Consider the following 21,520-nt stretch of genomic DNA (forward strand, 5'->3'; position numbering starts at 1 on the left):
GCGGCCATCGTTTCGGCGACGGCCGCAAGGTTGCCCGTCAACGCTTGTCCTTTCCTGCGCGCTAGCTGATGAACAACGCCCTCGCCTCCAGGTCGGCGACGTTGGCCACCCCTTCGACGACGGCGATGACGTTGGAGTCCGAGGACTGCCGGATTTCGATGTCACTGCCGGTATCAACGAAGTCGTAAAAGCTTGCCAGGCCGTTGAGGACGACGAAGTCGGCATCGCTGCCGAAGATGTCGAAGTCCTTGATGATGGCCTGATTGGCGCCGATGTAGAAGTTGGTGCCGTCCTGGCCGAGATAGAAGAAATCCTGGCCGGTCCCGCCGAAAAGGTGGTCGTCGAAGGTATCGGTGCCGGCGAGGTCGGTGCCGATCAGGATGTCGTCGCCGGCACCGCCGAACAGCGTGTCCTCGCCGAAATTGCCGATCAGCATGTCGTCGTCATTGCCGCCGAAGAGGAAGTCTTCCTCGTTGCCGCCGTAGACCTTGTCGTCGCCGTCATTGCCCTCGGCGGTCATGCGGTCGCCGGAATGGTTGATGATGTCGTCACCGTCGCCGCCCTTGATATGGGAGTAGCCGAAGGTCGAGCCGGTGAGGATGTCGTTGCCGGCGTCGCCGGAAATGAAGTCGGTGCCGGAGCCGCCACTGATGGAATCGTTGCCGTCGCCACCCATCAGCACGTCCTCGCCGCCCTGGCCCTGCAGGGTGTCGTCGCCGGCGCCGCCATAAGCGGTGTCGTCGTCCGAACCGGTATCGATGCGGTCATTGCCGTCGCCGCCGAAGATGGTGTCGGAGCTGGATGCGGATGTGCCACTGTCGATCAAGATGTCGTCGCCGGCGCCGCCGAAGATACGGTCGAAGCCGTCATAACCATCGATGATGTCGTTTCCGGAACCGCCGAAGAGCGACTCGGTCGCCGTCGTGCCGGGGATCGCTTCCACGACGAAAGTGTCGCCTGAGCCCGTGAAGCGGCCCAGCAGTTCGAAGGTGCCATCGCCATCAAAATCGCCGCCGGTGTCGAAGATCAGATCCTGGAATGTAAAGCGCTCAAAGGTCAGCCGTCCGATATCGAAGTCACCGTTGCCATCTGTGGTGATGATCTCGATGCTGCCGGTATCGGAGCCGGTGTTGTCGCGTGTCAAAAAATCCGTGCTGCCATTGCCGTCGAAATCGGCGGCAAGCACGAATTCGTTGCCTGGCGCGGTGCTGAAGCTGTCAGAGATGTTGCGCACACCGTCGGTGTAGGTGGCGATGTCGAACTGGCCCGCGGAGGCATCGAACCAGAAGCTGGAGAAGCTCCTGGAGCCGGTGCCGTCGAAGGCGGCGAGCAGCGTGTCGGCCGTATCATAGCCCGACGCGAAGCTGCTGGTGCCCGCGACCGAGGCGCCGTTCATCTGGAAGGTGAGCAGGTTGGCATTGGTGTTGATGAAGTAGATGACGTCGTCCATGCCGTCGCCGTTGAGGTCGGTTGCCGCACGGGCATCGGCGACCGAGGAGGCGGAGGCGGAGTTGGCAATCGCTCCGGTGCTGCTCAGAAGCACCTTGTTGGTGCCGACAGCCTGATCGCGCAGATAGGGGTCGGCGCGGCCGTCACCGTCGAAATCACCGACCACGGCGACTTCGTGCTTGCTGACCGAGGGCAGGATCTCCATCGAAACGGTGGTGGCACCGTTCTGCTGCCACAGCACCAGCGACTGATCGGCAATGTTCTGCCACAGAATGTCGCCGAAGGGCGCGCCGTTGATGTGCAGCGTCGAGGCGATCCGCCAGGTGCCGTCGGTGAAGTTGGGTGTCGTGACCATGATCTTCTCCTGCGTTTGATCCACGCCGGAGGCCGCCGTTGCCGCCGGCTTATTGTCAACATATCCTCAAACAGCGGGATGACGAAACAACGCTGTGACCATCTGGCCAAGGCAGTGCCCTTGCCCATCAGACCGTGACAGACGTTGCCAATATTTCGCGCCGGCTGAACCCCGGGTTCATCTGTCGGCTCAACCCCGGGTTCATCTTATGAGCGACAACAACAAGCCGCCCATCAGCGACAGGCCGCGAAACGACTACTCCAGCCAGGCATTGACCTCGATGATTACCTGCGGGCTCGGCAAATAGCGGTTGCCGGTCGCGTGGCGATCGGGGCGGCGGTGCTCACGCCGGCCGTCAAGCCCGTCGCCGGGCAGGCGGATCGCCGGCACCTCGCCGCGATAGACACGGCGCCAGCGGCGCGGGTCGGTCTTGCCGTGACGGTAGAGCTTCTTGCCGCGCCAGTCGCGACCGCCCCAATCGTGATCGCGATCATGCCGGCGCGACAGCCGCCGGTCACGCCGGTGATGGCGGTCGCCGCGCTCGGCCCGGTGCGATCGCTTGGCATCATGCCGGCCGCGCTTCTTGATCACGCGGCCCTTGTCACCGCGATGGCGGCGAAAGCTGTGTCCGCCTTCGGCACGGATGCCGGCCGAGGTGCCGTCGGCACGACGCTCTCCCGCCGTCGTCGGGGCGATCGAGGTCATCGCGAGGGCGGCCGTCAGCATGAGGACGCGGCCGATGATCGACAGGCTGTGGCGCATGGTCATACTCCCCGAACGCCTCCCGGTTGCGCGGGCCGCGCCACCCGGAGAAATGTCGTACCCATGACAAGGTAGGGGAGCCGACCCCACCCGGCAAATGCGGAAACATGCGCTGGTTAACGGCCGAAAGCCCGCTTCAGCCGGCGCGCGCCGCCGCGGCCAGTCCGCGCTCGATGTCGGCCTTGAGGTCATCGACGTCCTCGAGGCCGATCTGAAGGCGGATCACCGGGCCGGCATAGTCGCCCCTGGCCACGGTGCGGTCGCCGAGGAAGACGGGAACGGCGAGGCTTTCGTAGCCGCCCCAGGAATAGCCGAGGCCGAAGATCTCGAGCGCGTCGAGGAAAGCGTGCGCCTGGGCCTTGCCGCCGCCGTCGAGGACCGCGGAGAAGATGCCGCTGGCGCCGGAGAAGTCACGTTTCCAGATCGCGTGGCCCGGATGGCTTTCGAGCGCCGGGTGCAGCACCTGGGAAATGCCGGGCAGGCCTTCCAGCCAGCGCGCGATCTCGATGGCGCTTTTCTGGTGCCGTTCGAGACGTACGCCCATGGTGCGCAGGCCGCGCAGCACCTGATAGACGTCGTCGGGCGCCGCGCAAGCGCCGAGCGTCAGATAGGTCTCCCAAAGCTGCTCCCAATGGTCGGTATTCGCAGACACGGTGCCGAGCAGAACGTCGGAATGGCCGGCCGGATATTTGGTCGAAGCGTGGATGGAGATGTCGACGCCGTGGTCGAGCGGGCGGAAATAGAGCGGGGTGGCCCAGGTATTGTCCATCATGACGACCGCGCCGGCTTTCTTCGCCGCCGCGGCGATCGCCGGAATATCCTGCATCTCGAAGGTGTTGGAGCCGGGCGCTTCGGTGAAGACGACTTTGGTGTTCGGCTTCATCAACGAGGGAATGTCGGCGCCGACCTCGGGGCGATAATAGTCGACCTCGACGCCGAGCCGCGCGAGCATGGTGTCGGCGAAGCGGCGCGTCGGGTTGTAGATGGAATCGACGATCAGCACATGGTCGCCCGCCGACAGGAAGGCGAGCAGCGGCACGGTGACGGCGGCGAGCCCCGAGGGCACGATGATGGTGCCGGCGGAGCCCTCGAGTTCGTTGACCGCCTTGGCCAGCGCATCGCTGGTCGGCGTGCCACGGGTGCCGTAGGTGTATTTCTGGTCTCGGGCGGCGAGGGTGGCGGCGTTGCGGAAGAGCACCGTGGAGGCATGCACGACCGGCGGGTTGACGAAGCCGTGGAACTCGCGCGGGTCGTTGCCGGCATGCGCCAGACGCGTGTTGATGCCTTGGCGGTGGGACGGGTCGCTGCTCATGGGGCCTCGCTCGGGAAATCGACGCGCAAGGCTTAGTGTCCCGCGCAAGACCGCGCAACCGCTCTCGGCGGCTAAATCTGGAATTGGCCGGGCTTGGCCCGACCACTTCGCGGGGGCTTGAACGCGGGCATGTTGCCGGCCAAGTCTTGCAACGACGAGAAGACATCAAGAGGGAATGATGACGAAAGGCGGCGGCCCGTTGTGGCCCCATCTGCGCCGGGCGGCCGCAGGGTGGCGACGGCCGCCGCGCACCGGCAGCCCGCCTGCCTGGACGATGCGGATGAGCCTGATCGCGGTACTGGCGGCAGTCGCCACGCTGGCGCTCGCCGCTTTCGACGTCCCCGTCACGGCGGCCCTGTCCTCCGTGCCGGCCTTCGTTGCGGTCAGCATGAGCCTGACCGACATTGCCGCCGTGAGCCTTCATGTGGTCGGCTGGCTGACGATTTTCCTTGTCCTATTTGTCGTGGATTGGAATTCCAGGAACCGTCGCCATCGCTTCGCGCTCGGGTCTTACGCGGGGCAGGCCGGCTTTGCCTTCCTGGCGGTTTCGGGGTCGGGGCTTCTTACGCGCGGTGCGAAATTTCTCATCGGCCGCGCCAGGCCGGAGATGGAACTCGGGCCGGCGCATTTCGCACCCTTCGATGACGCTTATGATTTCGGCAGCTTTCCATCGGGCCACGGCACCGTCGCCGGCGCCCTGACGGTGGCCGCCGTGGCGCTTTGGCCGCGCGCCGCTCCTGTCATCTTGCCGCTGGGCATGCTGCTCGCCTCCTTCCGCGTCGGGGCCGGCGCGCACTGGCCGTCCGACGCGCTCGCCGGTTTCGCGGTTGGCGCGCTGTTTGCACTGTGGCTGGCCCGCTGGCTGGCCCGACGCAACGTCGTTTTTCGACCGGCAGGCGATGGCTTGCTGCCGCGGCCGCGGTTCGTCCGATATCGTCATGGCGGCTGATCGTCGCCGCATGACAACCGGCCGAAGGCCGCGCGGATGGGTTGCAGCCGGTCGGCGATGCGTCGCGTCAAGGATAATCGTCACGGCCGCGCGGCAATCCTGCCATTCGCCCTTGACCAAATGGTCATAATGGCCTTCGATGCGGCAGTGAGCGGGAGGTGCAGAACGGTGCGCGTCAACAGCGCGCGTCGGCCCGGGTGGGTTCCAGGTCAACTGCTCTGCTTCCGAGAGGGAAATGACAACGGGGAATAGACCCCGGAAACAGAAAAGGGTTCCAGTTATGAAAACGAAGGTTTTGACCGGCGTACTTGGCGCGGCGGCACTCGGGCTCGCCGCATCGGCGGCTTCGGCGGCCACGCTCGACGACGTGAAGGCCAAGGGATTCATCCAATGCGGCGTCAATACCGGTCTTGCCGGCTTTGCCGCCCCGAACGACCAGGGCGAATGGTCCGGCTTCGACGTCGACATCTGCAAGGCGGTTGCCGCTGCCGTGTTCGGCGATGCCAGCAAGGTCAAGTATACGCCGACGACGGCCAAGGAACGCTTCACCGCGTTGCAGTCGGGCGAGATCGACATGCTGTCGCGCAACACGACCTGGACGCTCAGCCGCGACACCTCGCTCGGCTTCAACTTCGCCGGTGTGAACTACTATGACGGCCAGGGCTTCATGATCAACGCCAAGAAGCTGCCCGGCGTGAACTCCGCGCTGCAGCTCTCCGGCGCATCGGTCTGTGTCCAGACCGGCACCACCACCGAACTGAACCTGGCCGACTACTTCCGCGCCAACAAGATGGAATACAACCCGGTCGTCTTCGAGAAGCTCGAAGAGGTCAACGCGGCCTATGACTCGGGCCGTTGCGACGTCTATACGACCGACCAGTCGGGCCTTTATTCGATCCGCCTGACGCTCGCCGCGCCGGACGATCACGTCGTTCTGCCCGAGATCATCTCCAAGGAGCCGCTCGGCCCCGTGGTGCGCCAGGGCGACGACCAGTGGTTCGACATCGTCAAGTGGACGCTCAACGCGATGATCACGGCCGAAGAGCTTGGCATCACGCAGGCCAACGTCGAGGAGATGAAGGGCTCCGACAATCCGGAGATCAAGCGCGTGCTTGGCATGGAGCCGGACTCCACGCTGGCCAAGGATCTTGGTCTCGACAACGCCTGGGTGGTGAACATCATCACGGCTGTCGGCAATTACGGCGAGAGCTTCGAGCGCAATATCGGTCAGGACAGCCCGCTCAAGATCGCGCGCGGCCTGAACCAGCTCTGGACCAAGGGCGGCATCCTCTACGCGCCCCCGATCCGCTGATCTTTTCTGGGACCTTCGGGAGGCGCCTGGTCTAGGCGTCTCCCGGTTTCCGAGGTCGGGAGAGATCAGAGATGGCCACTCAGGACACCATCCGCGACGACGGCGTCGCCAGGGCGTCGATCCTTTATGACCCGAAGATCCGCGGGATCTTCTTCCAGGTCGTCGTTTTCGTCGGACTGTTCGCCTTCGTCTACTGGATCGTGGGCAACACGATCGAGAACCTCCAACGTTCCAACATTTCCTCCGGCTTCGGCTTTCTGGCCGGCCGCAGCGGTTTCGACATCGCGACCAGTTTGATCGCGTTCGACTCTGATTCCACCTACGGCCGGGCGCTGGTTGTCGGCCTGCTCAACACCATCCTCGTCGCCGTCCTCGGCATCATCACCGCATCCATCATCGGCTTCATGGTCGGCGTCGGTCGGCTGTCGCGCAACTGGCTGATCCGCAAGATCTGCACCGTCTATGTCGAGGTGTTCCGCAACATTCCGCCGCTTCTGGTGATCTTTTTCTGGTATTTCGGCGTCCTTTCGGTCCTGCCGCTGCCACGCGACTCGATCGGACTGCCCTTCGGCTCCTACCTGAACAGCCGCGGCTTCTTCTTTCCGAAGCCGATCTGGGGCGAAGGCGCCTGGCTGATCGCGGTGGCACTGGTTTTGGCGATCGCCATGGCCTTCTTCGTCAAGAAGCGGGCGACCGCGCGCCAGATGGCGACCGGCCAGCAGTTTCCGGTGCTGTGGACGTCGATCGCGCTGATCGTCGGACTGCCGCTGCTTGCCTACGCGCTGACCGGCTTCCCGCTCAGCTTCGAGTTCCCGCAGCTTTCGACCTTCAATCTGGTCGGCGGCATCTCGGTGAAGCCCGAATTCCTGGCGCTCTATCTGGCGCTGTCCTTCTATACAGCGTCCTTCATCGCCGAGATCGTGCGCGCAGGCATCCTCGGCGTGAACAAGGGCCAGACCGAGGCCTCGCACGCGCTCGGCCTGCGACCGGGACCGACATTGCGGCTGGTCATCATCCCGCAGGCGCTGCGCATCATCATCCCGCCGCTGACCAGCCAGTATCTGAACCTGACCAAGAACTCGTCGCTGGCGATCGCCATCGGCTACCCGGATCTTGTCGCGGTCGGCGGCACCATTCTCAATCAGACCGGCCAGGCGATCGAGGTCGTTGCGATCTGGATGGTGGTCTATCTCGGGCTCAGCCTCGCGACCTCGCTGTTCATGAACTGGTTCAACGCCCGCATGGCGCTGGTGGAGAGGTAGGATGCAGGAACACGACCTCTCCTTCGTCCGCGCCGAGATGGTGGCCAACCAGCCGGCACCGAAGAGCGAGACCGGCTTCGGTCACTGGATCCGCGTCAACCTGTTTGCGACGCCGCTCGACGGCGTGCTGACCATCCTCGGCGCGCTGTTCATCGCCTACACGCTGCCGCCGCTCATCGACTGGGCCTTCATCAGTGCGCAGTGGACCGGCTCCGACCGTTCGTTCTGCGCCACTGCGGCTCAGGGGGGCTCGCAGCCCGACGGCTGGTCGGGCGCCTGCTGGGCATTTGTCGGGGCAAAGTTCGAACAGTTCATGTATGGCCGCTACCCGGTCGACGAACGCTGGCGCGTTGCGCTCACCGGCATTCTGTTCGTGGTCCTGCTGGCGCCGCTGCTGATCCCCAAGGTGCCGCGCAAGGGGTTGAATGCGATCCTGTTCTTCGGCGTGTTCCCGGTTGTCGCCTACTTCCTGCTGGTCGGCGGCTGGTTCGGCCTCGAATTCGTCGAGACGCCGCTCTGGGGCGGACTGATGGTAACGCTGGTCCTGTCCTTTGTCGGCATCGCGGTGTCGCTGCCGCTCGGTATCGTGCTGGCGCTCGGGCGCCGCTCCAAGATGCCGGTGGTCAAGATGATCTGCGTCATCTTCATCGAGACCGTGCGCGGTGTGCCGCTGGTGACGGTGCTGTTCATGGCCAGCGTCATGCTGCCGCTGTTCCTGCCGGCTGGCGTCACTTTCGACAAGTTCTTGCGGGCCCTGATCGGGGTGGCGATGTTCGCTTCCGCCTACATGGCCGAGGTGGTGCGCGGCGGTCTGCAGGCGATCCCCAAGGGCCAGTACGAAGGCGCCGATTCGCTCGGCCTCGGCTATTGGCAGAAGATGTGGCTGATTGTGCTGCCGCAGGCGCTGAAGCTGGTGATCCCGGGCATCGTGAACACCTTCATCGGTCTCTTCAAGGACACCAGCCTGGTCTACATCATCGGCATGTTCGACCTGCTTGGCGCGGTGCGCCAGAACTTCTCCGATGCCGCCTGGGCCTCGCCGCAGACGCCGATGACCGGGCTCGTCTTCGCCGGTTTCGTGTTCTGGATTTTCTGCTTCGGAATGTCACGCTATTCGATCTTCATGGAAAGGCTGCTGGACACCGGACACAAGCGATAGACGCGAACAAGAAGTCGAGCCACGAACGAGAATAAAAGGGGAAACTCGATGGCTAGCGAAAATGCGGTCGGCGCGGAAGAGATCGCCGTTGACCGTTCCAAGATGCAAATCTCCGACACCGACGTCGCGATCGAGATCGTCGGCATGCACAAATGGTATGGTGACTTCCATGTGCTCAAGGACATCAACCTGAAGGTCATGCGCGGCGAGCGTATCGTCGTCTGTGGCCCGTCGGGTTCCGGCAAGTCGACCATGATCCGCTGCATCAACCGGCTGGAAGAGCACCAGAAGGGCAAGATTGTCGTCGACGGCATCGAACTCACCAACGATCTGAAGAAGATCGACGAGGTGCGGCGCGAAGTCGGCATGGTGTTCCAGCACTTCAACCTGTTCCCGCACCTGACGATCATGGAGAACTGCACGCTGGCGCCGATCTGGGTCCGCAAGACGCCGAAGAAGGAGGCGGAGCAGACGGCGATGCATTTCCTGGAGCGGGTCAAGATCCCCGAACAGGCCAACAAATATCCGGGCCAGCTCTCCGGCGGCCAGCAGCAGCGCGTCGCGATCGCGCGTTCGCTTTGCATGAACCCGCGCATCATGCTGTTCGACGAGCCGACATCGGCGCTCGATCCGGAGATGATCAAGGAGGTGCTGGAGACCATGGTGGGGTTGGCCGAGGAGGGCATGACCATGATCTGCGTGACCCACGAGATGGGCTTCGCGCGCCAGGTCGCCAACCGGGTGATCTTCATGGACCAGGGCCAGATCGTCGAGCAGAACACGCCGGAGGCGTTCTTCGACAACCCGCAGCACGAGCGCACCAAGCTGTTCCTGAGCCAGATCCTGCATTAGGGGAACCTGCTTGCGCCGCCGCCGGCTGCTGGCAGCGCTCGCCGTCTTTGCCGTCGCGCCGCTGGCGGGCGCTTTCGTGCCGCGCCCGCTGTTCCCGCTGGCAGGAGAAGTAAAGAGTTCGACCGCCCGCCGGATTCTGGTTCTGGCCAACCCGATCCACACCGACATCGCACTGCCGGCCGATGAAGACATTCGCCGGACGTTCTCCTTTCTCGCCGATGGCGGCCTGCCACTTTTTGATCCGGCGGTCGAATGGATCATCGTCGGGTGGGGCGGCCGGGAATTCTATCTGCAGACGCCGACATGGTCGGAACTGAAACCCGGCCCGGTCCTGCGCGCGCTGACGGTTGACCGATCCGTGATGCATGTGACGCTCGCCGGCGAAATCAACTCCGACGCGGAGGGGGTCACGCCGGTCGACCTGTCGCCTGCCGCGTTCGAGAAGATGGTCGATGCGATTTCGATCAGCTTCGCACGCGACAGGGCGGGGCGGGTGACCCTGATCGAAGGTGTTGCCTACGGAGACTATGATCGCTTCTACGAGGCCGTGGGCTGGTTCAACGCGTTCGCGGGCTGCAATACCTGGACCGGCGCCGTCCTGCGCGAGGCAGGCCTGCGCACCGGAGCATGGAACCCGTTGCCGCAAAGCCTCGTCTGGTCGCTGGAGGCCTTCAACGAGTTGCCATGAAGCCCGCCGGCTTGCGACGCCTCAGGGCGCGCCTGTGTCGACGATACGAGCGCTGTCGAGCAGGGCTTCGAAGACGCGGCCCGATACCGCACGGGCGGAGCGGCAGCCGGTTAGTGCCGGGGTGGAAATCCGGTATGTCATCCCGCCGTGATGCGCCGCCGCGACGACCTCCGGTGGCACATAGTTGCGGCAGGGCGAAAAGGTGGTCGTCACCGAAAAGGTCACAGCGTCGGAATGATCGCCGCGATAGATCTCGGTCCTGGAGTCGCGCCATCCGCGACCGAAGGGGGGTATCGCCGCCTGCGGCTCGATACCGGAACTCGCGGACACGATCACGAAGGGACGATCGTGGCAGGTCGGCGGGCGGCAGATCAGCATGGCCGACTCGTTCGGCCGCACAGTCGCGATGTCCCAGACATTCGTCCGTATCTCCAGCGTCATGGCGCCGAGCCTGACGCGCTCGATGCGGGCGGGCGGCGCGGAGGCGCGGCTGACCAGATAATGCAATGCCCCGCCGGTCCAGGAAATTTCGCCCACCGTTTCCGGCCGTATGGCGAAGCGGTAGTCGGTACCCTGCCAGTCGAGGCAGGCGAACACATAGCTTGGCACGTCGAAATTGGGACCAAGGCGACTCTGCGACAGCACCAGCCCGAAACGGCCAGCGGCCAGCGTGTTGACGGCATGGCGGTCTGTCCACGGAAACATCCGCCGCGCGGTCTCGCGCACGAAGTCCTTGGTGCAGCCGCCCTCGCTGGGACGCTGGCTGATGTCGATCACGACACCACGGCAATCGATGCCTACACAGGTCGCCACCAGCCCGTCGCCATCGCTCGCGAACTGCCAGACCGAGGGATCGAAGTTGAAGGTGATGTCGCCGATGGACGCCTTCGCCGGCGGTCGCGGCGGGTCGGCCTGCGCGACGGAGCCCGCGATCGAGATGCCCGCAACGGCCGCGGCGCGCAGGATCGCGCGACGGATGCGAAAGAAAACGCCCATGCCCTGTCTCCAGCCCGAGCCGGAGCGTATTGCGGCATTGTGGTGCAAAGCCGCCGGTGCGGTGACGCCTTCTGGTCGGGAGCGCGGAAACTTCGCGGTCGTCAGGCCGAGGATTTCGTGGCGTCCTGGCCGTAGAGCCAGTCGAGGTCGTCGGCAAGCCGGCCACCCGAGCGCCGCCGCAGCACCAGGTTACGCACCAGCGCGACAGGACCCGCCGCGTGCCAGGCGAGGCGGTTGAGCGCGCCACGCTGTGCGACCCGCAAGACGCGAGGACGCCTCTCGGTCTCGTAGATTTCAAGGGCGCGGCCGAGTTCGCCGGCGTGGCGCGAGACGATGCCGGCCAGCACCTCGGCGTCCTCGATCGCCATCGCCGCGCCCTGGGCAGCGAACGGTGTCATGGCATGGGCCGCATCGCCGATCAGCGCGACACCCTCGGTCCTGGTCCAAGGCCCCTTGGCATCAACGACGTGGAGCGGCCAGCAGACCCAGCCGGAAGCGTTGGCCGCGAATTCGGCAAGCGGGCGCGCGGCCTTGTCCATCGCGTCGAAGAGCGGTTGCGCGCCGGAGCCGGCATCCCAGGTTTCGGCCAGCGGGCCGCCCCTGGTGATCGCGACGAGGTTGAGGGCGGCGCCGGCCCTGAGCGGGTAGGTGACCAGATGGAAGTTCCGGTTGAGGAAGGCGGTGACGACATCCGGCGCGATCAGCCGCTCAGGGAATCCACCGCCACCCTGGCGCACGGTCGCACGCCATGCCGTGAGCCCGGTGAAGGAATTGTCCATGCCGTCGAGGATACGGTGGCGCAGCTTAGACCAGACGCCATCGGCGCCGATCAGAAGATGGCCGGCGTACTCCTCGATATTGCCGTTGCGGTCGACCGAGATCGTGATGCCGTGCGCATGGGCGGCGGAGTCGCGCACCTTGGCGCCGGTCATGATGCGAAGGTCGGGTTCCTGACCGGCACGGGCGAGAAGCGCGCTCTGCAAATCCGCCCGGTGGACGGTCAGATAGGGTGCGCCCCAGCGTTTCTCGGCTTCGGCGCCGAGCGGTACGCGGGCGAGTTCGGTCAGGCTGCGCGCGTCACGCAGGATCACGGCCTGTGGCCGGACTGCCGCCGGCAGCAGCAGGTCGAGAACGCCAAGCCGGCGCAGGATGCGTGTCGCGTTGGGAGACAGCTGCAGTCCGGCGCCGATCTCGGAGAAGGCCGGCGCTTGCTCGAACAGTCGTACCGAGAAACCGCGCGAGGCAAAGGCAATCGCCGCGGTGAGGCCGGCAATGCCGCCGCCGGCAATCAGAATCTGCAGGTTGGGGGGCGTTCTGGCCACCAGGAAGTCTCCTGGCGCGTCAGGCGGCCTTGTCCTTGAACTGGCAGCCTTCGGGGCGCGTCTGAGTTCCCTTCAAATCGCTGCTGTGGCGGTAGAGCGTCGAGCAATAGGGACAGACAATCTCGGAATCGTCGCCCATATCGAGGAACACATGCGGATGGTCATATGGCTCGGAGGCGCCGACGCACATGAATTCCCTGACGCCGATCTCGATGACGCCGTGGCCGGCATCGTTCTGGAAGTGAGGGATGGAATGGCCGGCCATTTCAGGCTCCTGCGGGATCGCGCGGCAGCGCGTGACATGTCCTCCGCGTTTGTACCATAATCGACCGGTTTGCAAGGCCGCCGCGGCGATTGACAGACGCTTCCACGGGTGACACCGGGGTGGCGTGGTCCCCATGTGGCGGACGGCGAGTTGGAATCGAGTGCGGCCACCATGAACGAGATCAGACCGGTTACCAGTGCGTTTCAGCAGGAGGTCGCGGATGGCGCTGTGCTGGGCGAGGAGAGCCCGGAGCGCTTCGTCAACCGCGAGTTTTCCTGGCTGCAGTTCAATCGCCGTGTGCTGGACGAATCGCAAAATGCGCGCCATGCGCTGCTGGAGCGCGTCCGCTTCCTGTCGATCTCCGCCGCCAATCTGGACGAATTCTTCATGGTGCGCGTCGCCGGCCTCGCCGGCCAGGTACGCGAGGGAATCGCGCTGCGCAGCGCGGATGGCCGAACCCCTGAACAGCAACTCGAGCAGGTCCTGCGCGAGGTCGAGCATTTGCAGAACGACCAGCAGCAATGCCTGGTCGCGCTGCGCGATCTCCTGGAAGGCGAGGGCATCGAGATCGTGCGCGCCGAGCGGCTTTCGAGCGCGGAGAAGGAATGGCTCGCGGAGCATTTTCTGGACGCGATCTTTCCGGTCCTGACGCCGCTATCCATCGATCCGGCGCATCCCTTCCCGTTCATTCCCAATCTCGGCTTCTCGATCGCGCTGCAGCTGGCTCGGCGCCAGGATGGCGAGGAAATGACGGCGCTTCTGCGCCTGCCGGTCGCGCTGCGGCGCTTCGTGCGGCTGCCCGACAGCGACGGCAAGGTGCGCTTCATCGCGCTGGAGGACGTCGTCGGGCTTTTCATCGATCGGCTTTTCCCCGGCTACAAGGTCAGGGGATCGGGCACGTTCCGCATCATCCGCGACAGCGACATCGAGGTCGAGGAAGAGGCTGAGGACCTGGTGCGGCTGTTCGAGACCGCGCTGAAGCGGCGGCGCCGCGGCTCGGTGATCCGCATCGAGTTCGACGACGAGATGCCGGAAGCGCTGCGCGATTTCGTTGCCGGCGAACTCGGTGTGGCGCCCGGCCGCATCAGCGTTCTGAAGGGGCCGCTTGCGCTCAACCAGATATCGGAGATCGTCGCCATCCCGCGCGACGACCTGAAGTTTGCCCCCTACAATCCGCGCTTTCCCGAGCGCATCCGCGATCACGGCGGCGACTGTTTCGCCGCTGTGCGCGAAAAGGACATCATCGTCCACCACCCGTACGAATCCTTCGACGTGGTGGTCCAGTTCCTGCGCCAGGCCTCGCAGGATCCCGACGTGGTGGCGATCAAGCAGACGCTATACCGGACGTCGAACGACAGCCCGATCGTCCGGGCGCTGATCGACGCGGCCGAAGCCGGCAAGTCGGTCACAGCGCTGGTCGAGCTCAAGGCGCGCTTCGACGAGGAAGCCAATATCCGCTGGGCGCGCGACCTGGAACGCGCAGGCGTCCAGGTCGTGTTCGGTTTCATCGAACTGAAGACGCACGCCAAGATGTCGCTGGTGGTGCGGCGCGAGGACCAGAAGCTGAGGAACTACGTGCATCTCGGCACCGGCAACTATCACCCGATCACTGCGCGTATCTATACGGACCTGTCCTATTTCACCTGCGATGCCCAGATGGCCCGTGACGTCGCCCAGATTTTCAACTTCATCACCGGCTATGCCGAGCCGGCGCGCGAGATGCGGCTGGCGATCTCGCCGTTCACGCTGCGCGAGCGCATCCTCGATCACATCAAGGATGAGATCGCGCATGCCCGCGCCGGGCGACCGGCGCAGATATGGATGAAGATGAACGCGCTGGTCGATCCGGCCATCATCGACGCGCTCTACGATGCCAGCCGAGCCGGCGTTGAAGTCGACCTGGTCATTCGCGGCATCTGCTGCCTGCGGCCGCAAGTGCCGGGCCTGTCCGACAATATCCGGGTCAAGTCGATCGTCGGGCGCTTCCTCGAGCACAGCCGCATCTACTGCTTCGGCAACGGGCACGGCCTGCCTTCCGACGAGGCGATCGTCTACTTCTCTTCCGCCGACCTGATGCCGCGTAACCTCGACCGGCGGGTGGAGACGCTGGTGCCGATCACCAATCGAACTGTGCATGAGCAGGTGCTCGACCAGATCATGCTCGGAAACATCATGGACAACCAGCAGAGTTTCGAAATACTCCCTGACGGGACCTCGCGGCGCATGACGCCTGAAGAGGGAGAGGAACCGTTCAATGCGCAGGAATATTTCATGACCAATCCGAGCCTTTCGGGGCGCGGTGACGCGCTCAAGTCGAACGCGCCGAAACGGATTGTCCGCCACGGGCGCCGCAAGGGCTCAAGGCAAGCCTCTCCGGCATGAACTCGATTTCACAGGGACGGCTTCAGGACCGCCATCCCCTGTCGATCATCGATATCGGCTCCAACTCGATCCGCCTCGTTGTTTACGAAGGCATCGCGCGCGCGCCGACGGTGCTCTTCAACGAAAAGATGCTGGCCGGCCTCGGCAAGGGGCTGGTCTCGACGGGCCGGCTTGACCCGGAGGCGGTTCGCCGCTCGGTCGAGGAGTTTCGCCGCTTCCGCGCCCTGTCCGAGCAGGCCGGCGCCGAAGCGCTGCACGTCATAGCGACGGCCGCGGTGCGCGAGGCCGAAAACGGCACCGACTTCATCCAGCGGGCCGAGGCGATCCTTGGCGCTCGCATCCGCGTGCTGAGCGGGCGCGAGGAGGCGCACTACTCGGCGCTCGGCATCATTTGCGGCTTCCATCCCGCGGACGGAATCGCCGGTGACCTCGGCGGCGGCAGCCTCGAACTGATCGACGTGCGCGGTGAGACCATCGGCGACGGCATCACGCTGCCGCTCGGCGGACTGCGGCTGCAGGACATGGCGAAAGGATCGCTCTCGGAGGCGTCGCGCATCGCACGACGAGAGATTGCGCGTGCCGATCTGCTCAAGCAGGCACAGGGCCGAAACTTCTACTGCGTCGGCGGCACCTGGCGAAACCTCGCCCGCCTGCACATGAACGTGACGGGTTACCCTCTGCAGGTGATGCACCACTATGAATTGGATGTTGCAAAGTCCGCCGACTTCCTCAAGCGCGTGGCGCGCGGCGACGTAGACAAGATGAAGGGTATCGAGCACGTCTCGAAGAACCGGCGCGGCCTCTTGCCCTACGGCGCGACCGTGCTGCAGGAAGTCGTGCGCGAGATGAAACCGGGCAAGATCATCGTTTCCGCGCTCGGTGTGCGCGAAGGCTACCTCTATTCGCTGCTGGACGAGAACGAAAGGCGTGCCGATCCGCTCGTCTCGGCCTCGGAGGAACTCGCTGTGCTGAGGGCGCGGTCGGTGTCGCATGCGCGCGAACTGGCCGAATGGACCGGGGAGGCGCTGGCCGCCTTCGGGATCGAGGAGACCGAGGACGAGGCCCGCTATCGCCGCGCGGCCTGTCTGCTCGCAGACATCGGCTGGCGCGCCCACCCGGACTATCGCGGCACGCAATCGCTCAACATCATCGCGCACGGCTCCTTCATCGGAGTCGACCACCCCGGCCGGGCCTTCATCGCGCTCGCCAACCTCTACCGGCACGAGGGGCTGTTCAACGACGAGGCCGCGCCCGAGATCAAGACGCTGGCGACCCAGCGGCTGCAGGAGCGCGCTCGGTTACTCGGCGGCCTGTTGCGCGTGGTCTATCTGTTCTCGGCCTCGATGCCGGGCATCATCCCGCAACTACGTTGGGCAAAAAAGGGCGACAAGCAGCTCGTGCTTGTCGTCCCCAAATCGCATGCGGCCCTTCTTGGCGAGCGCCCGGAGGGGCGCCTGCAGCAACTGGCGCGCCTGAGCGGCTGCGCGCTGGAATTGCGCGCCGGGGACTGAAGGCTGGATACTCCGGCTAGGGCTCGAAAACGACGACCTTCTTGTTTTCGAAGCGCAATGCAAGGTCGCCTCCGACCAGCTTCAGCGCCTGTTCGCCGAAAACCTCGCGCCGCCAGCCATGCAACGCCGGCACGTCGGCCTCGCCGCCATTGGCGGCGATACGGTCGATGTCGTCGCTGGAAGCGAGCATCTTCGGCGCCACGCCCTGCTTTTCCGCGACATGCTTGAGCAGCACCTTGAGGAGTTCGGCGGCAGCCGCCGCGCCTTCCGGCGGATGCTGCTGGCGTGGCAGTTTCGGCAAATCGTCGCGCGGGATCTCCATCGCCGCGTTGACCGCCTGAAGCAGTGTGGCGGCCGTCGCGGAACGCTCCCACCCCCTGGGGATCGTGCGCAGCGCGGCGAGCGCTGCCTGGTCGCGCGGCTGCTGCATGGCGATCTCGCTTAGCGCCTCGTCCTTGAGCACGCGTCCGCGCGGCACGTTCTTCTCGCGCGCCTCGCGCTCGCGCCAGGCCGCGATCGCCTGCAGGACGGCAAACTCCTGCGGCTTGCGCAGACGGACCCGCAAGCGCTTCCAGGCGTCCTCCGGATGCGGATCGTAGGTCTCGCGGGTGGTGAGGATTTCCATCTCCTCGTTGAGCCAGTGGGCGCGCCCCTCTTTCTCGAGTTCGTCGCGCAGATACTGGTAGACCTCGATCAGGTGAGTGACGTCGGCGAGCGCGTAGGTAAGCTGGCGCTCGCTCAGCGGCCGGCGGCGCCAGTCTGTGAAGCGCGACGACTTGTCGATACGCGCACCGGTGACCTTTTGCACCAGTTGCTCATAGGAGACGCTGTCGCCGAAACCGCAGACCATGGCAGCGACCTGGGTATCGAAGATCGGATGCGGGACCAGATCGCCACGATGCACGACGATCTCGATATCCTGGCGCGCGGCATGGAAGACCTTGGTGACCTTCTCGTTGCCCATCAGCGCGAAGAAAGGCGCGAGGTCTATGCCGGAGGCGAGCGGGTCGACCAGCGCGGTCACGCCGGGCGCGGCCATCTGGATGAGGCACAGTTCGGGCCAGAAGGTGGTCTCGCGAATGAATTCGGTGTCGACGGTGACGAAGTCGGATTTTTCGAGTTCGGAAACGGCGGCCGCCAGTTCGTCGGTGGTGGTGATCAGATGCATGGGCGGTCTTTAGCCAAGTCTCCGGCGATTGAAAACAGCCATGTTGCCGTCCCCAATGCCGGCGCTGCCGCCAATGGGACCGGCGCGAAGAGCGTCAAGTTCGCTCGCGCTTGCTGTCTTCCTCGCCCGGCTTGCGGGCAAGCCTGGCAAAGATGGTGGAGGTTCTCAAAAGGGCGGTAAAGCGGCCGCGCTCATGCGCCGGAACACCCTCGCGCGCCACCATGCGGTAGAGGATGATAGCGATGAAGACCGCATAGACGGTGGCCGCAAAAACGAAAAGAAATCGCGGGCCGAGCCATTCCATCGCGGTCGAGGCGGCGAAGGGGCCGCCGATCGCGCCCAGCGAATAAAACAGCATCAACGCGGCGTTGACGAGGACGAACTCGCCCTTCTCGGCGCGATCGTTGGCGTGCGCGGCCGACAGCGAAAAGAGCGGCATGGCAAAGGAACCGAAGATGAAGACAAGCACGAAGTTGGCGATTGGCGCGGTGCCGGCGAAGAAGGCAAGCGCCAGCGCGGCGCCGAGGGCACAGCCGGTGGTGATCAAGAGTACCGTGCGCCGGTCCCAGCGGTCGGAAACATAGCCGAGCGGGTACTGGATGACGGCGCCGCCGATGATGCCGACACTGACGAAGGTGACGACGTCGGTGACCGACATGCCGATCGCCTCGGCATAGACCGGGCTCAGCGTGCGGAAGGCGCTGTTGGTGATGCCGATCGCCACGCAGCCGATGACGCCGACCGGCGAAATGCGCCAGACGCGACCGAGGTCCAGACGGACGTCGTCAGGGGGAGTGGGGTTGGAGCGGTCGCCGAGCGAGACCGGCACCAGCGACAGCGTGATCATGATCGACATGACGGCGAAGATGGAAAATCCGCCTGCGCCGAAGACCGGGATCAGGAACTGGCAGCCGGTGACCGCGCCGATGTCGACGATCCGGTAGAGCGCCAGCACCTGCGCCCGGTCGCGATTGCTGACGCCGGAGTTGAGCCAGCTCTCGATGACGGTGAACAGGCCTGCGAAGCAGAAGCCGCTGGCAAAGCGCACCGCCGACCACATGACCGGGTCGATCAGGAGGACGAGCAGCAGCGTTCCGGCCGAGGCGATGGCGGCGAGTGCCGCGAAGGCGCGAACATGGCCGACCGCCTTCATGATGCGCGAGATCGCCAGGCAGCCGATCAGGAAGCCGCCAAAATAGGCCGTACCCATGAGGCCGATGGTGGAAGCGGAAAAGCCCTCCTGGGCGCCGCGCAGCGCGATCAGCGTGCCTTGCAGACCGTTGCCCCCGAGCAGGATGCCGGCGGCGATGAGGAGGGGGATCAGCGGCCGGATCGAGGACATTGGCTCCGCAAGCGTGGAATCGGGACGGGCGGCACGATGATGCGCCGCCCGGTGGCCGTCCGGTTGAGCCAGGCCGACCTAATCGGCTGTGATTGCGTCCTTTATCGCGCCGGCGGCGCGCCGATCGGCCCGAGCGCGGCTTCGATCGAAAGTGCGATCGCCAGAAGCCGCCGGTCGGAAAAGGACGGGCCGTCGATTTCCAGCCCCACCGGGAGGCCGTCGCTTGTCAGGCCGGCCGGAATGGAGATGCCAGGAAGCCCGGCATTGGAACCGGGATCGGTATTGCGGATGAATGTCTGGAAGGTCGGCACCTCGCGGCCGTTCAGGAGGACGTTCATGTCCGAGCCGGCGATCGGCTGCGCGGGCAGCGGCGTTGTCGGAAACACCAGTGCGTCGAGCTTGTGGGCGGCAAAAGTCTCGGCATAAAGCGCCTGCAGTTGCGGCCGCGCTGTATGGAGTGCTGCCTCATAGACCGCGTCGGGGATCGCCCGCGGTCCGAGCACCAACTCGTCGAAGACGAACTTGACGTCAGGACTTGCGATGCCGGCGGCGAGCTCCTCGATCGTCACGCCGGTGCCGTTTTCGGCCAGGAAGGCAACGAGGCCAGTCTTTGCCTCGTGCAGCGCAAGCGGGAAGCCGACCTTGCCATTGAGTTCCATCAAGCCGTTCATGTCGACCGGCACAAGCGTCGCGCCCGCTTTTTCGAGTGCCGCCAGTGCTTGGTCCATGACACGGCTCGTCTCGGGGTCAAGGTCGGCGTTGAGCGGCGCGGCGACGCCGAGCCGAACCTCGGCGAGCGATACCGGTTCGACACTCGTCTCGCCGCCGGTGATGACACCGTCGAGAAGCACGAGGTCGTCGACGGTCCTGGCCATGGGACCGGCAGTGTCGCGTGTCTTCGAGATCGGCACGATCCCCTTGCCGGGATAGCGACCGACCGTGGGGCGCAGCGCCGCGATACCGTTCAGCGCCGCCGGGATGCGCACCGACCCGCCAGTGTCGGTGCCGAGCCCCGCCGTCACGATGCCGGCGGCGACCGCGGCCCCGCTTCCGCCCGAGGAGCCGCCGGCGAAGCGCTCCGGCGCCCACGGATTGCCGATCGCCCCGAAGGTGGCGTTGTTTGAGGTGATGCCGAAGGCGAGCTCGTGCAGGCCGGTCTTGCCGATCAGGATGGCGCCCGCCGCGCGCAGCCGCGCCAGTACGGGAGCGTCGGCTTCGGGCACCCAGTCCTTCAGCGCCGCGGTGCCGGCCGACGTCGGCAGGCCGGCCGAGGCGATGTTGTCCTTGACCACGATCGGCACGCCGAAGAGCGCTCCCGATTTGTCGGCAGCGGCGTCGGCGGCAGCGGCCGCCGTGCGCGCGCCATCATTGTCGAGCGTGACGAAGGCATTGAGGTCGGCGTTTCTTTCCGCCGCCGCGAGTGCAGCGTCGACGAGTGCGGCGGACGTCGTCGTTCCGTCGCGCACGGCCGCCGCCATGTCGCGCGTGGTCATTTCCGCTGCAGCCGCGGCGGCCGCAAGCGCCAGAGTGCCGGTGACAACGGCAAGGCCGAAACTTGTTCGCATTTGCGTTCCCCTTTTGTCGGTAGGGGGCGATTCTGGTCGAACCTGGAAAAGGCGCATCCCCGGTTTCGGGGAGGTGCGGCTATCTTTCCTCGAGAAGGGCCGAAATCACTGCCAGCCGACCGGGGAGGCGGCTTTTCTGGAAGATCGCCTTCAGGTGACTGCGTACCGTTTCGGGCGAAATTTCGAGACGTGCGGCGATCGCGTTGTCACGGCGGCCATGCGACAGGCATTCCAGCACGCGCGCTTCGGCGGCGGTCAGGCGATGTCGCGTGGCAAACATTTCGAGTGCCGATGGCGGCGCACTCGCCGGTCTTGTCGGCTTGGCCGCAAGCGAGGCCTGGAACAGCTCGCCGACGGCCTGCAGCAGTTCGACATCGCGGCGGCCGAAATTGCCGCGTTTGCGGGCACGCCAGACGCGCAAGTCGCCGAGATGGCAGCGCCGTCCATTGCGCCAGGCGAAGGCGTGGAAATTCATGCCGTGGCAGAGCCCGTCGCGGGCGAGGAAATCGTTGAAGAACTCGGTCCGTTCCAGCGCATCCTGATCCAGAACGTCGTTGACGTGGACGGCCCGTCCGCAGCGGCGCATGCGTGACGTGATCGGATCATGGTACTGGTAGTAGGCGCGGTAGCGTTCGACATTGCCCGGGTCCATGTTGATGATCACCGGTGTATCGTCCGCGTCTCCATCGAACACGAAGGAGGCGAACTGGTCGGCCGCAAACAGGTCGAGCAACAGCGGCCCGGCCGCCTCGCGCAGGGCATGGGCATCCGGCGCTTCGATCATCGCCCTGCCGAGCGCGACGAAACTGTCGACTTCCTTGCCCGAAAGCGTGGCAAGCATGGCTTCCCCTCTCGTGGCCGGATGATGC

General features: G+C 65.2%; 18 protein-coding genes. 8 read left to right on the plus strand and 10 right to left on the minus strand.

Annotated elements, in window-relative coordinates:
* Window positions 1-61: 61 nt before the first annotated feature.
* The 3 genes from FQ775_RS24145 to FQ775_RS03510 form a co-directional block, all read right to left on the minus strand.
* Entirely contained in the window at window positions 62-1,804 is a 1,743-nt protein-coding gene (locus tag FQ775_RS24145) for a calcium-binding protein (RefSeq protein WP_146299619.1), read from the minus strand.
* 255 nt (window positions 1,805-2,059) lie between these two features.
* A complete protein-coding gene (locus FQ775_RS03505) occupies window positions 2,060-2,566 on the minus strand; it encodes a hypothetical protein (RefSeq protein ID WP_146299618.1) in 507 nt (168 codons plus the stop codon).
* A gap of 136 nt (window positions 2,567-2,702) precedes the next feature.
* On the minus strand, window positions 2,703-3,878 hold the full coding sequence (locus FQ775_RS03510; RefSeq protein ID WP_146299617.1) for a cystathionine beta-lyase: 1,176 nt from the start codon (window positions 3,876-3,878) through the stop codon (window positions 2,703-2,705).
* A gap of 280 nt (window positions 3,879-4,158) precedes the next feature.
* Between FQ775_RS03510 and FQ775_RS03515 the strand changes: the two genes are divergently transcribed.
* The 6 genes from FQ775_RS03515 to FQ775_RS03540 all read left to right on the plus strand — a co-directional run bounded on the left by FQ775_RS03515 (window position 4,159) and on the right by FQ775_RS03540 (window position 10,100).
* Window positions 4,159-4,827: a phosphatase PAP2 family protein gene (locus tag FQ775_RS03515; RefSeq protein WP_167812756.1), complete on the plus strand. Its 669-nt coding sequence runs from the start codon at window positions 4,159-4,161 to the stop codon at window positions 4,825-4,827.
* 280 nt (window positions 4,828-5,107) lie between these two features.
* Window positions 5,108-6,139, plus strand: a complete 1,032-nt coding sequence (locus FQ775_RS03520; protein ID WP_146299615.1) for an amino acid ABC transporter substrate-binding protein — start codon at window positions 5,108-5,110, stop codon at window positions 6,137-6,139.
* A 71-nt stretch (window positions 6,140-6,210) separates the two neighbouring features.
* A complete protein-coding gene (locus tag FQ775_RS03525; RefSeq protein WP_146299614.1) occupies window positions 6,211-7,401 on the plus strand; it encodes an amino acid ABC transporter permease in 1,191 nt (396 codons plus the stop codon).
* Between the two features lies 1 nt (window position 7,402).
* Window positions 7,403-8,560, plus strand: coding sequence for an amino acid ABC transporter permease (locus FQ775_RS03530; protein ID WP_146299613.1), 1,158 nt, complete (start codon window positions 7,403-7,405; stop codon window positions 8,558-8,560).
* A gap of 48 nt (window positions 8,561-8,608) precedes the next feature.
* Entirely contained in the window at window positions 8,609-9,412 is an 804-nt protein-coding gene (locus FQ775_RS03535; protein ID WP_146299612.1) for an amino acid ABC transporter ATP-binding protein, read from the plus strand.
* A 10-nt stretch (window positions 9,413-9,422) separates the two neighbouring features.
* Window positions 9,423-10,100 (plus strand): TIGR02117 family protein, encoded by a 678-nt coding sequence (locus FQ775_RS03540; protein ID WP_146299611.1) that lies wholly within the window; start codon window positions 9,423-9,425, stop codon window positions 10,098-10,100.
* A gap of 21 nt (window positions 10,101-10,121) precedes the next feature.
* On the opposite strand, the gene FQ775_RS03545 is transcribed toward FQ775_RS03540, so the two are convergent.
* The 3 genes from FQ775_RS03545 to FQ775_RS03555 all read right to left on the minus strand — a co-directional run bounded on the left by FQ775_RS03545 (window position 10,122) and on the right by FQ775_RS03555 (window position 12,683).
* Entirely contained in the window at window positions 10,122-11,096 is a 975-nt protein-coding gene (locus FQ775_RS03545; RefSeq protein WP_146299610.1) for a hypothetical protein, read from the minus strand.
* 101 nt (window positions 11,097-11,197) lie between these two features.
* Window positions 11,198-12,418 carry an FAD-dependent monooxygenase gene (locus FQ775_RS03550; RefSeq protein ID WP_146299609.1) on the minus strand — a complete coding sequence of 407 codons (1,221 nt, stop codon included), beginning with the start codon at window positions 12,416-12,418 and terminating at the stop codon, window positions 11,198-11,200.
* A gap of 19 nt (window positions 12,419-12,437) precedes the next feature.
* Entirely contained in the window at window positions 12,438-12,683 is a 246-nt protein-coding gene (locus FQ775_RS03555) for a zinc-finger domain-containing protein (RefSeq protein WP_146299608.1), read from the minus strand.
* Window positions 12,684-12,854: 171 nt separating this feature from the next.
* Here FQ775_RS03555 and FQ775_RS03560 point away from each other — a divergent pair, with 171 nt between their 5' ends.
* Window positions 12,855-15,065, plus strand: a complete 2,211-nt coding sequence (locus tag FQ775_RS03560; RefSeq protein WP_146299607.1) for an RNA degradosome polyphosphate kinase — start codon at window positions 12,855-12,857, stop codon at window positions 15,063-15,065.
* Window positions 15,062-16,576 (plus strand): exopolyphosphatase, encoded by a 1,515-nt coding sequence (ppx, locus tag FQ775_RS03565; protein ID WP_146299606.1) that lies wholly within the window; start codon window positions 15,062-15,064, stop codon window positions 16,574-16,576. Before FQ775_RS03560 ends, ppx begins: the two co-directional genes overlap by 4 nt.
* Window positions 16,577-16,592: 16 nt before the next feature.
* Here the strand turns inward: ppx and rnd are convergent, their stop codons facing one another.
* The 4 genes from rnd to FQ775_RS03585 form a co-directional block, all read right to left on the minus strand.
* Complete coding sequence (rnd, locus tag FQ775_RS03570; RefSeq protein ID WP_146299605.1) at window positions 16,593-17,744, minus strand: ribonuclease D; 1,152 nt, start codon at window positions 17,742-17,744, stop codon at window positions 16,593-16,595.
* A 94-nt stretch (window positions 17,745-17,838) separates the two neighbouring features.
* Window positions 17,839-19,086, minus strand: coding sequence for an MFS transporter (locus tag FQ775_RS03575; protein ID WP_146299604.1), 1,248 nt, complete (start codon window positions 19,084-19,086; stop codon window positions 17,839-17,841).
* A gap of 101 nt (window positions 19,087-19,187) precedes the next feature.
* Window positions 19,188-20,651, minus strand: a complete 1,464-nt coding sequence (iaaH, locus tag FQ775_RS03580; RefSeq protein ID WP_432420042.1) for an indoleacetamide hydrolase — start codon at window positions 20,649-20,651, stop codon at window positions 19,188-19,190.
* A gap of 79 nt (window positions 20,652-20,730) precedes the next feature.
* Window positions 20,731-21,492 carry a helix-turn-helix transcriptional regulator gene (locus FQ775_RS03585; RefSeq protein ID WP_167812757.1) on the minus strand — a complete coding sequence of 254 codons (762 nt, stop codon included), beginning with the start codon at window positions 21,490-21,492 and terminating at the stop codon, window positions 20,731-20,733.
* Window positions 21,493-21,520 lie beyond the last annotated feature (28 nt).

Source organism: Nitratireductor mangrovi, from assembly GCF_007922615.2.
GTDB classification, from domain to species: Bacteria; Pseudomonadota; Alphaproteobacteria; order Rhizobiales; family Rhizobiaceae; genus Mangrovimarina; species Mangrovimarina mangrovi.

Excerpts from the sequence above, each read along its gene's own strand:
- FQ775_RS24145 (WP_146299619.1), bottom strand. The coding sequence starts at position 1,804 with ATGGTCACGACACCCAACTTCACCGACGGCACCTGGCGGATCGCCTCG.
- FQ775_RS03505 (WP_146299618.1), bottom strand. The coding sequence starts at position 2,566 with ATGCGCCACAGCCTGTCGATCATCGGCCGCGTCCTCATGCTGACGGCC.
- FQ775_RS03510 (WP_146299617.1), bottom strand. The coding sequence starts at position 3,878 with ATGAGCAGCGACCCGTCCCACCGCCAAGGCATCAACACGCGTCTGGCG.
- FQ775_RS03515 (WP_167812756.1), top strand. The coding sequence starts at position 4,159 with ATGAGCCTGATCGCGGTACTGGCGGCAGTCGCCACGCTGGCGCTCGCC.
- FQ775_RS03520 (WP_146299615.1), top strand. The coding sequence starts at position 5,108 with ATGAAAACGAAGGTTTTGACCGGCGTACTTGGCGCGGCGGCACTCGGG.
- FQ775_RS03525 (WP_146299614.1), top strand. The coding sequence starts at position 6,211 with ATGGCCACTCAGGACACCATCCGCGACGACGGCGTCGCCAGGGCGTCG.
- FQ775_RS03530 (WP_146299613.1), top strand. The coding sequence starts at position 7,403 with ATGCAGGAACACGACCTCTCCTTCGTCCGCGCCGAGATGGTGGCCAAC.
- FQ775_RS03535 (WP_146299612.1), top strand. The coding sequence starts at position 8,609 with ATGGCTAGCGAAAATGCGGTCGGCGCGGAAGAGATCGCCGTTGACCGT.
- FQ775_RS03545 (WP_146299610.1), bottom strand. The coding sequence starts at position 11,096 with ATGGGCGTTTTCTTTCGCATCCGTCGCGCGATCCTGCGCGCCGCGGCC.
- FQ775_RS03555 (WP_146299608.1), bottom strand. The coding sequence starts at position 12,683 with ATGGCCGGCCATTCCATCCCTCACTTCCAGAACGATGCCGGCCACGGC.
- FQ775_RS03560 (WP_146299607.1), top strand. The coding sequence starts at position 12,855 with ATGAACGAGATCAGACCGGTTACCAGTGCGTTTCAGCAGGAGGTCGCG.
- ppx (WP_146299606.1), top strand. The coding sequence starts at position 15,062 with ATGAACTCGATTTCACAGGGACGGCTTCAGGACCGCCATCCCCTGTCG.
- rnd (WP_146299605.1), bottom strand. The coding sequence starts at position 17,744 with ATGCATCTGATCACCACCACCGACGAACTGGCGGCCGCCGTTTCCGAA.
- FQ775_RS03575 (WP_146299604.1), bottom strand. The coding sequence starts at position 19,086 with ATGTCCTCGATCCGGCCGCTGATCCCCCTCCTCATCGCCGCCGGCATC.
- iaaH (WP_432420042.1), bottom strand. The coding sequence starts at position 20,651 with ATGCGAACAAGTTTCGGCCTTGCCGTTGTCACCGGCACTCTGGCGCTT.
- FQ775_RS03585 (WP_167812757.1), bottom strand. The coding sequence starts at position 21,492 with ATGCTTGCCACGCTTTCGGGCAAGGAAGTCGACAGTTTCGTCGCGCTC.